Raw genomic sequence first — 8,406 nt, 5'->3', positions numbered from 1 at the left:
GGACGCCGCCCTTCCCGAGCTGCGCACCGCGTTCGCCGAGTTCCTGGACGACTCCGGGTGATCGAACACCACCGTGCCGACGAGGGCGGGACGGGCCGCGTTGCGCGGAGGGCGCCGTCTTGGCCTACTTCACTCCGGGCTGCTCGCCCTGGGGCGCCTCCCTCGGCGTTCGCAGGTGCCGGATGCCCGATGCCGAGCGGCCAACGCCGCTCGGCATCGGGCACCGGGGGATCAACCTTGCGCGGGGCGGAACGCGAACAGGTCTCCGGTGATGGTCGGCACGAGGACGGTTCCGTCGGGGGCGACGGTCGTGCCGACGGTGAAGAGGGTCAGTCCCGGCATCGGTTCCCGGTCGAGTTCGGCGCCGGTGGCGGTGTCGACCACGACGAGGTCGTTGCCGAGCGTCGTCGAGACCGCCGCGTAGGCGACCCCACCGGCGGCCTGTGTGGGGATGCCGCGGTTCACCAGGGCGTCCTTCGTCCAGACCCGCTGGGCCCTGTCGCCCAGGTCCTTGATCGCCATCAGTCCGCCGTCTCCGCCGCCCGACGGCATGATGAGGCCCTCGGGGGAGAGGGACGGGCTGCCGCCGGCAGCGTAGCCGGTGGCGTGACTCCAGATCGTGTCACCGGTCGCGGCGTCCAAGGCGTGGATTCCGCCTTCGTTGTCGCCGACATAGACGCGGGACCCGTCCGCCGAGAGGTCGGGACTGGTCGCGCTTCCTCCGGGCAGTGACTCGTTCTTCCATAGTGGCCGGATCGAAGGGCTGGTTCCCTCGTCCAATTGCATGGCCCGGATGTCGGCGCTCGGCGCGCCCTTGTCCCAGAAGGTGAAGAAGATGCGGCCGGTGTCGAGATCGACCGCGAGCGTGTTGGAGGACGGGCATTCTTCGGTGCCGCGCATGCACGCTCGTGTGTCGTCGGTTACGGGCGCGCCCGGGATGAGTTCCATGGGCGGGAGGATGGGCCGGCCGGTGGCGCGGTCCAGTACGTAGATCCGCCCGATGTGAGTGATGAAGATGAGGTTGCCGGCGGGTGTGAACTGTGCCGAGAGAGGCGTTCCGACGATGGGGGTCTCCCATCGGACGCTCCCGTCGGCGTCGAAGGAGCGCATGGCCTGGCTGTCGGCGAGGTAGAGATGTCCGTCCCGGTCGAGAAGGGCCGAGGAGGCGACGGCCTGGCGATCGACCGCGCTGGAGCACCAGACCGTTCTCCCCGTCGCCACGTCGAGCGCGTGCAGGTGGCATCCCAGGCCGTTCGTGGTCACGTACACCCGCCCGGTGGCGTCGTTGGTCGCTCCCAGGTAGATGCTGCCGGGGAAGCTGCGCTGCCATGCGCGGGTCAGGTTCCTCGCTCCCGTGACCGGTGAATAGTCGGTGTTCTTGGCGTCGGCGTGGGCGGCGGACCAGCCCGGCCCGTAGACCGACGGGAGCCGGTCCGGGGCGCGAGGGGCGTCGGGGATCGAGGACGCCGCCAGTGAGGCCAGCGCCAGGAACGCCAGGGCCGTTGCCTTGACGAGCTTTCCCGGCATGTCAGCAGCCCTTCGCGCCGCTGCCCGGCGGGCAGGGCGGCTTGGTGGTCGAGACGGACAGCGGGCGGACCGGCACCCCGTCGCTCCACGCGCCGAGCGAGGTCTGCCGCGCCGTGTTCCCGAGCGCGTAGTCGCAGTCGGTGCCGAAGAATCCGCAGTTGCGCAGCGCGTCCCCGAGTTTCCAGATGCCGTACCAGTCGAGCGCGTTGACCACGCCACCGTCCCGGTTGCTGGTCGGCACGCGGTGATCGGCGATGAGGTCCGGAGACCCGTGCGTGTCGTTGAACATCCACAGGTAGTTGCGGTTGGTCACGGGCACGTGGCCGGTCAGGTCCCAGAGCGCGTCACAGCCGGCGCGGCCCACGATCGTGTCCACGTCACCGACCAGGCAGCCGATCTTGGTCGTGGCCGGGATGCCGGCCAGGGACGGGTCGATGGTCCCGTTGTGGGGTTCGGCGAACAGGATCGCCTTGGGCTGTGGGAGCGACTCCGCCGACCAGCGGGCGGCGATGTTGGCGCTGACCGGCCCGCCGTAGGAGTGGGCGATGAGCGTCATCCCGAGCGTGGTGTCGGGCTGTACGGACCCTGCGGGGAACGCCGGGCTGGACGGCGCCAGCGCGTGCTTGAGGGAGTAGATGGCGTTGGACGTGAAATTCCGCGGTGGTGTCAGCGCGCTCGTCTGGTAGCGCGGGAAGATGACCACGTTCCCCTTGCGCACGAGGTGCGTGATCCAGTCCTCGTACCACTTGGGGTCGTCGCCGAGCCACCCGTGCAGGAGGACGACCAGGGGCGCTGCCGAAGGCGCGGGTCCGCTTCCCTGCCAGGCCGAGGGGCCGAAGACCCAGTAGTCCTTGGTGCGGTCGGTGAAGGTGATGTAGCGAACGGTGGACGCCGACCACTGGTAGTCCGCACCTCCCGGACCGGACGCGGGCTGCGTGGGCGGCGTGGCCTCGGCGGCGAGCCCGGCGAGCGCGCCGGGTGCCGGTCCGATGAGCATGACGACCGCGATGATCAGAGTGAGGATCGATGTTCTTCTGGACGCCGTCTTGGGTGTGGTGCCTCGTGTCGGGTTGAGCATCTGACTGCCTCCTCGGGACCCACCCGGATGTCGCGGATTTCCGGGCAGGAGCAAATGGAGTCAGGGCGCGGTGCAACGTCGCCCTTGGGTGGGGTGGTCCTCAGCGTGCGAGCGCGCGGACCCGGTCGCGTTCGAAGGAGAGGCGCGCCGTGATCGTCAGCAGCCCGCCCAGCAGCAACGGAACGGCCAGCGCGTACATGGCCGTGATCATCGATCCGGTCCGGTCCGAGATCGCGCCGACCAGCAGCGGGCCGAAGGCGACACCGAAGGCGCCGAACACGTGCACGACCGCGAAACCGAGACCGCGCGACGACGCGTCCAGGACGTCGGCCATGGAGGCGGTGAGGTTGGGGATGGCCATCGCCATGGCCGCCTTCGACAGCAGGAGCAGCCCGGCGAACACCAAGAGCGAGGGCATCGAGATCGCCGTGACGAGGATGATGCCGCCGATCACGATCCCGCTGCCTCCGGCCAGCAGGCGGCCGCCGTTGCGCCGGTCGTGCCAGCGGCGGCCGAGCCACGTTCCGGCCATCACGCCCGCCACGACCCCGATCACCGTGACCGTTCCGCTCACCGACGCCGCGAGCCCCTCGCTGACGCCGAACTCCCGATGGATCAGGCTGGGCGTCCAGTAGGAGATTCCGGAGAGGCCGAAGGCCACGGCCGCCAAGGCGGTCGAGAGCAGGGCGATCGTGGGGATCGCCGGCACCCGCCGGAGCTGCCGCCAGAAACTCGGATGTTCGCGCGGGCCGCCGGAATCATTCTTGACCGCGGTCGTGCCGGCGGCACCGGCCATCCGGTCGAGCAGGCCGCGTGGAGGTTCCACCAAACGCGCGCACAGCGCGGCGACAATCAGTCCGGGAATGGCGGCGATGACGAAGGCGGCACGCCAGCCGAAAAGGTGTGCCAGCAGCCCGCCGACCACCACGCCGATGCCCGCGAGATACGGCGTGAGCCCTCTCCAGCCGTACGCCTTCGCCCGGCTCTGCGAGGGATAGAAATCGGCGAGCAGGCTTCCGGAGAGCGGGCCGTAGAAGCCCTCGGAGGTCGCCAGCAGCAGCCGGATGACGAAGAACATCGCGAACCCGGTGGCCAGGCTGGAGGCGAGCGTGACGACCGCCCAGCACAGCACGATGACGGTGAGGATACGGGTGCGGCGGTACCGGTCGGCGAGGTAGCCGGCCAGCGGGGTCAGCGTGATCGCGGCCAGCGCCCCGCCCAGCGGCAGCAGCCCCGCGGCGGTGTCGCCGAATCCCCACTCGTCCTGAATGAAAGGAAGTACACCGGGCAGCAATTGGTGCTCGAAACGGTCGATGAACCCTGCCGCCGCGACGACCGCCAGGGGCTTCCACCCGTAGGGCGCGTGGTCGGCCGGTGAGCCGGACCCGGGCCGGGGCGGCGCCAGGTCCGGTGCTCGGCGGCTTTCGAAGTCGTCCTTGATCATCTGTCTTTCCCAACTGCGCGGGCATAGCGATCGGACATCCTCCGCCCGCCTTCAAGCGAGGCCGGTCCGGCGCCGGTGGGATGTTTCCGTTTGATGTTCTCCAGGTAAATAGTGGCGCACTTGCACTCGGAGTGCAATAGTCGTTTTCATGTCGAGATCCGAGCTCACGACCGGGGAACGGGCCGGCCGCCGCGAGGGGAGACCGGGATGAGGACGGTGCGCGCTTTCGGCCCGGTGACCGTCGCGTGTGGTGCCTTCCTGCTCACCCTCGCGCCGCTGCTGCGCTATCACGTGGCACCGCAGATCATCATCGCGCCCGCCGACATTCACCAGGTGACGAGGCTGCACGCCGACAACGCCACGTACCTGGACACCACGGACCTCACCGTCAGGCGCGGCGCACGGATCACGGCCGTGAACACCGTGCGGGGCGATGTCCGTGCCAGCGACGACCAGATCGCCGTCTGGGACTCGTTCACCTGGATCGGGGACGCCACCACCGGCGCGGAGCTGGAGCTCCAGTCGCAGCGGGTGGCCTTCGACCGCCGCACGGCGCGGCTGCACACCATCCGGGGCGCCGCCGTGGACGGCGACACCGGTGTCAGGCAAACGGGGATCGGGCTGTTCTGGCCGATCGGAGTGCAGAAGCGGACGTACCACGTCTTCGACACCAAGACCCGCACGAGCCGCGCGATGACCTTCGCCGGTGTCGAACGGATCCACGGCGTCACCGTGTACCGGTTCGTCCAGCGCGTCGAACCGACGGTGCTCGCCTCGGCGCCGACCCGGGTTCCGGTGTCGCTGCTCGATCTGGACGGGCTCCGCGCGGGATTCCCCGGCTATGACCCCGGACGCGGTGACATCGAGGTGGACCGGGTCTACGAGGGGACGCTCACGGTGTGGGTCGACCCGCGCACCGGTACCCGGATCGACCAGCGCCAGCGGAGCAAGACCGTCCTCCGCACCAAGGACGGGGTCGACCGGCTGGTCGCCGGCGATCTCACGTTCAGGCTGTCCGAGGCGGACCGGCGGGACCGGGCGATCCGGGCGGACAGGACCGCCCGCAAGATCGCGCTGATCCGGACGATCCTGCCCCTGACCGCGGCCGTCCTCGGCACGGCCTTCCTCGCGGTGTATGTGGCGGCTCGTTCCAGGCGGGGTGGCCGTCCGGTGGCCGCCTCCGCGCCCACGCGCGATACCGACCTCAAGGAGCACGCATGACCGCAGGACCTACCGAGTCGTCTCCAGCCGAAACGGGCTCGCATGCCCCGAACGGCTCCCGCGCCCTCGAAAGCGTGGCGGCCTGGCGGGAGCTGCTCGACACGCTCGCCGAGTCGGGCGAGGTGGTGACGAGCCTGGCGGACGGCGTGCCCGCCGTCGATGTGGCGGAGGGCTTCGGTCACATCCTCAACGTCCTGGCCGACCAGTTCGAGCGGGCGGCGCTGCGGCGATCCCGCCATCCGGTGTTCCTGCCCGGCGTCACACCGGTGCGCAAGTTCTTCTTCGACAATCCCGACACCGACTACGACATCGCCGTGCTCGGCAGGAGTTCGCGTTACCGGATCTACGGGAACCGGGGGAGTTGCACCTACCTGTCGTTCTGCGTGTACTCCGCGTTGGGCCGGGACGCGACGACCCGGCTGGTCAACCTGTCCGACCGGGACATGCACTTCTCGCCGGACGGTGACTTCGAGGTGATCCTGTCGCCCGAGGAGGTGCCGGGGAACTGGCTTCGCGTCGACGCGGGCTCGCGGGCGGTGATCGCCCGGCAGTACTTCCTCGACCGCCGGACCGAGGTCCCCGCCGAATACCGGATCGAGGCGCTGGACGACCCGCCTGCCGATCCACCGTTGGACGACCTCGGCTTCGCGCGTGCCGTACGTACGACCGCCATGTTCGTCCAGGCGGCGACGTCGCTGGCGGTCCAACGGGTGGAGGCGCTGCGCGCAACACCGAACCGATTCGTCCGAACCGGGGAGCACGGTCCCTACAGAACGCCGGACAACGACTACCTCGCCTGCTGGTACCGGCTCGGCGAAGACGAGGCGCTGCTCATCGACGTGCGACCTCCGGACTGCCGTTACTGGGGCGTTCACCTGGCCAACCGATGGGGCCAGTCCCTGGACCACCGGACCCGGCGGACGGCGCTCAACGGCCGTACCGCGACGCCCGAGGCCGACGGGAGGGTCCGTGTCGTGGTGTCCGGGACCGACCCCGGGTCGCCGAACTGGCTCGACACCGCAGGCCATCCCGAGGGATGGGTCCTGTTCCGCTGGCTGCTCGCGGACGAGCCGGTCGTGCCCCACGTCGAGCGGGTCACGCTCACGAGCCGGCGTACGGACAGTGCGGAGTGATCCGGACGTTCAGCGGTTGGCGGCCGCCAGATAGATGCCTCGGGTCATCAGGGACGTGGCCGACTGGGAAAGCGCGGAGAAGACATGGCGGTAGGCGTCCTTGATGGCGTCGTCCTCCGGCGCGGCCTGGCGGGCCAATTCGATGAGGGAGGCCGCGAGCCGCGGTTCGGAGTCCTCCTCCAGCGCCCGCCGGGCACGTTCGGCGAGATCGTGCGGGCCGCCGGCGAGTTCCGCCAGCACTGAGGCGAGCCGGTCCGGTCGAGGCGGTTTGAGCGAGGCCGGATCGCCGTCCCACCATCCGCCGTAGAGGCGCCAGATGTTGCGGACGATGAATTCCGGCTCGTCGTACGCGGCCCGCAGGTAAGGCTTGGCGGCCAGGTGTTCCGGAGCGCGAACAGTGTGGATGATCTCGGAAAGGCGCGCGCCGCCGTTCATCAGCTCAAGGGTCTGGGACACCAGCGATTCCAGGTATTCCGCCACATCGGTCAACGCCGTCCGGACGCGGTCCTTCCCGGCGATGGGAACGCCGTGCCCCGGGAGCAGAAGCGACGCGTCCAGTTCGGCCATCGCCCTCAGCGCCGCGGCCCACTCGGCCGGATAACGCTGGACCTTCTGCGGGTTTCCGCAGTTGGGCGAGTTCCAGATGAACAGGTCACCGGCCAGGAGGAGGTTCCGTTCGGGGACGTAGGCCCAGGTGTGGTCGTCGGTCTCGCCCCGCGCGTGATGCAGCTCGAAGGTGAGCCCGCCGACGCGCAGCCGGTGATCGTCGCGATAGGTGAGGTCGGGATATCTGAAGGTCTCGGGCCAGCGGAAGTTCGGGTTCGCGAACTGCCGCGCGTTGGCCACCTGGTTGTAGTCCTTGGTCAAGGTATAGCGGTCGAATCTGGCCTTGACCGCCTCGTGCGCGATGACGACGGGGCGTTCCCGGCCGTTCCGGTCGGCCTCCTCGTCGAAGGGGCCGACACCGAGGACATGGTCGATGTGCCCGTGTGAGTAGATCGCATAGCGAACGGGATCGTCCCGCCAGGCTCGAATGGCCCGATGATTGCGCTTGGCCGTGTTCGGCGCCCCGGTGTCGAAGAGCACCAGGCCCTCGTCCGTCGCCAAGACGATGACGTTCGCGAATGTGGGCACCACGGCTATGCCGTCGGCGATTTCGAATGCCACTCCCTGGGGTAGGTCGCCGTTGAGAAGCCCTTCCATGCGGGCCTCGCCATGCCACATCCGTTCCGCGTACCGCATCAGCATGACCACACTATTGCACTCGGAGTGCAAATGCGCCAGAGCGCGGCGCGATCAGGCGGCTATCAGCCTGCCGAGCAGTTCGCGGAAGCAGCGCCGCCTGTCCTCCGCGCCCAGCCGCCGCAGGTGGTACCAGGCGCCCCAGCTCACGGCGGCGTCCACCATGTCGGGAAGCAGGGGGTCCCGCCCGGAGAACTCCGCCGCGAACACCTCCACGAGCATGCCCCGCAGCCACTCGTCGCCCTCGTTGATCAGCCCGGACACCACCGGGGAGCTGGATGCCGCGAGCGCCACGCGCCGGACCGGTGTCATGGTCTCGTACACCCGCTCAAGCTGCTCGACGAACAGGTCGATGCGCTCGGGAAGCGGGAGGGCGGGGTCGATCGGCTCGACCGTGGCGAGCAGCCGCTCGGCCTGGCGGCGCCCGGCCTCCACGTACAACTCGTCCAGATCGGAGAAATGGACGAAGACGCTCCGGCGGGACACGCCGGCCCGGGTGGCGATCGTGGCGGCGGTCGGCACCCGCCCGGACTCGCGCAGGAGGTCCAATAGGGCCTCGGTGATCGCCCTGCGGGTCTGCTCCGGGCTACGCGAACGCTGAGGTGAGGCGGCCGTTCCCATGGAACCGCCAGTAGACCAGTCCCCGTACACCAGCGCAAGCGCGCCCCTTGCCAACAGTCCGGCACGCGGTCAACACCCGTCCCTTCGCCTGCACGCCGACGCCGGGCGAGGTCACCCGCACCGCTCGGAATTGCCGCCCG

7 protein-coding genes are annotated in these 8,406 nt (G+C 69.6%); 2 read left to right on the top strand and 5 right to left on the bottom strand.

Annotated elements, in window-relative coordinates; genetic code table 11:
• Nucleotides 1–231: 231 nt before the first annotated feature.
• The 3 genes from ACGWYJ_RS29255 to ACGWYJ_RS29245 all read right to left on the bottom strand — a co-directional run bounded on the left by ACGWYJ_RS29255 (nucleotide 232) and on the right by ACGWYJ_RS29245 (nucleotide 4,049).
• Nucleotides 232–1,527, bottom strand: coding sequence for a PQQ-binding-like beta-propeller repeat protein (locus tag ACGWYJ_RS29255; protein ID WP_395109651.1), 1,296 nt, complete (start codon nucleotides 1,525–1,527; stop codon nucleotides 232–234).
• A 1-nt stretch (nucleotide 1,528) separates the two neighbouring features.
• On the bottom strand, nucleotides 1,529–2,605 hold the full coding sequence (locus ACGWYJ_RS29250; protein ID WP_395109650.1) for a hypothetical protein: 1,077 nt from the start codon (nucleotides 2,603–2,605) through the stop codon (nucleotides 1,529–1,531).
• Nucleotides 2,606–2,705: 100 nt separating this feature from the next.
• Nucleotides 2,706–4,049, bottom strand: a complete 1,344-nt coding sequence (locus ACGWYJ_RS29245; RefSeq protein WP_395109649.1) for an MFS transporter — start codon at nucleotides 4,047–4,049, stop codon at nucleotides 2,706–2,708.
• Between the two features lie 207 nt (nucleotides 4,050–4,256).
• Between ACGWYJ_RS29245 and ACGWYJ_RS29240 the strand changes: the two genes are divergently transcribed.
• Both ACGWYJ_RS29240 and ACGWYJ_RS29235 read left to right on the top strand, forming a co-directional pair.
• On the top strand, nucleotides 4,257–5,270 hold the full coding sequence (locus ACGWYJ_RS29240; protein WP_395109648.1) for a DUF3068 domain-containing protein: 1,014 nt from the start codon (nucleotides 4,257–4,259) through the stop codon (nucleotides 5,268–5,270).
• Nucleotides 5,267–6,403 (top strand): DUF1214 domain-containing protein, encoded by a 1,137-nt coding sequence (locus tag ACGWYJ_RS29235; protein ID WP_395109647.1) that lies wholly within the window; start codon nucleotides 5,267–5,269, stop codon nucleotides 6,401–6,403. The genes ACGWYJ_RS29240 and ACGWYJ_RS29235 overlap by 4 nt, the downstream gene beginning before the upstream one ends.
• Nucleotides 6,404–6,412: 9 nt before the next feature.
• Here the strand turns inward: ACGWYJ_RS29235 and ACGWYJ_RS29230 are convergent, their stop codons facing one another.
• Complete coding sequence (locus ACGWYJ_RS29230) at nucleotides 6,413–7,651, bottom strand: alkyl sulfatase dimerization domain-containing protein (protein ID WP_395109646.1); 1,239 nt, start codon at nucleotides 7,649–7,651, stop codon at nucleotides 6,413–6,415.
• 48 nt (nucleotides 7,652–7,699) lie between these two features.
• Nucleotides 7,700–8,266: a TetR/AcrR family transcriptional regulator gene (locus ACGWYJ_RS29225; RefSeq protein ID WP_395109645.1), complete on the bottom strand. Its 567-nt coding sequence runs from the start codon at nucleotides 8,264–8,266 to the stop codon at nucleotides 7,700–7,702.
• Nucleotides 8,267–8,406: the final 140 nt, after the last annotated feature.

Origin of the sequence: Actinomadura sp. SCN-SB (genome assembly GCF_043906805.1) — a bacterium.
Taxonomy (GTDB): domain Bacteria; phylum Actinomycetota; class Actinomycetes; order Streptosporangiales; family Streptosporangiaceae; genus Spirillospora.
This window is presented reverse-complemented; position numbering and strand designations above follow the sequence as displayed.

What these genes read in the sequence shown, in the direction of transcription:
- ACGWYJ_RS29255 (WP_395109651.1), bottom strand. Translation starts at nt 1,527, where the DNA reads ATGCCGGGAAAGCTCGTCAAGGCAACGGCCCTGGCGTTCCTGGCGCTG.
- ACGWYJ_RS29250 (WP_395109650.1), bottom strand. Translation starts at nt 2,605, where the DNA reads ATGCTCAACCCGACACGAGGCACCACACCCAAGACGGCGTCCAGAAGA.
- ACGWYJ_RS29245 (WP_395109649.1), bottom strand. Translation starts at nt 4,049, where the DNA reads ATGATCAAGGACGACTTCGAAAGCCGCCGAGCACCGGACCTGGCGCCG.
- ACGWYJ_RS29240 (WP_395109648.1), top strand. Translation starts at nt 4,257, where the DNA reads ATGAGGACGGTGCGCGCTTTCGGCCCGGTGACCGTCGCGTGTGGTGCC.
- ACGWYJ_RS29235 (WP_395109647.1), top strand. Translation starts at nt 5,267, where the DNA reads ATGACCGCAGGACCTACCGAGTCGTCTCCAGCCGAAACGGGCTCGCAT.
- ACGWYJ_RS29230 (WP_395109646.1), bottom strand. Translation starts at nt 7,651, where the DNA reads ATGCTGATGCGGTACGCGGAACGGATGTGGCATGGCGAGGCCCGCATG.
- ACGWYJ_RS29225 (WP_395109645.1), bottom strand. Translation starts at nt 8,266, where the DNA reads ATGGGAACGGCCGCCTCACCTCAGCGTTCGCGTAGCCCGGAGCAGACC.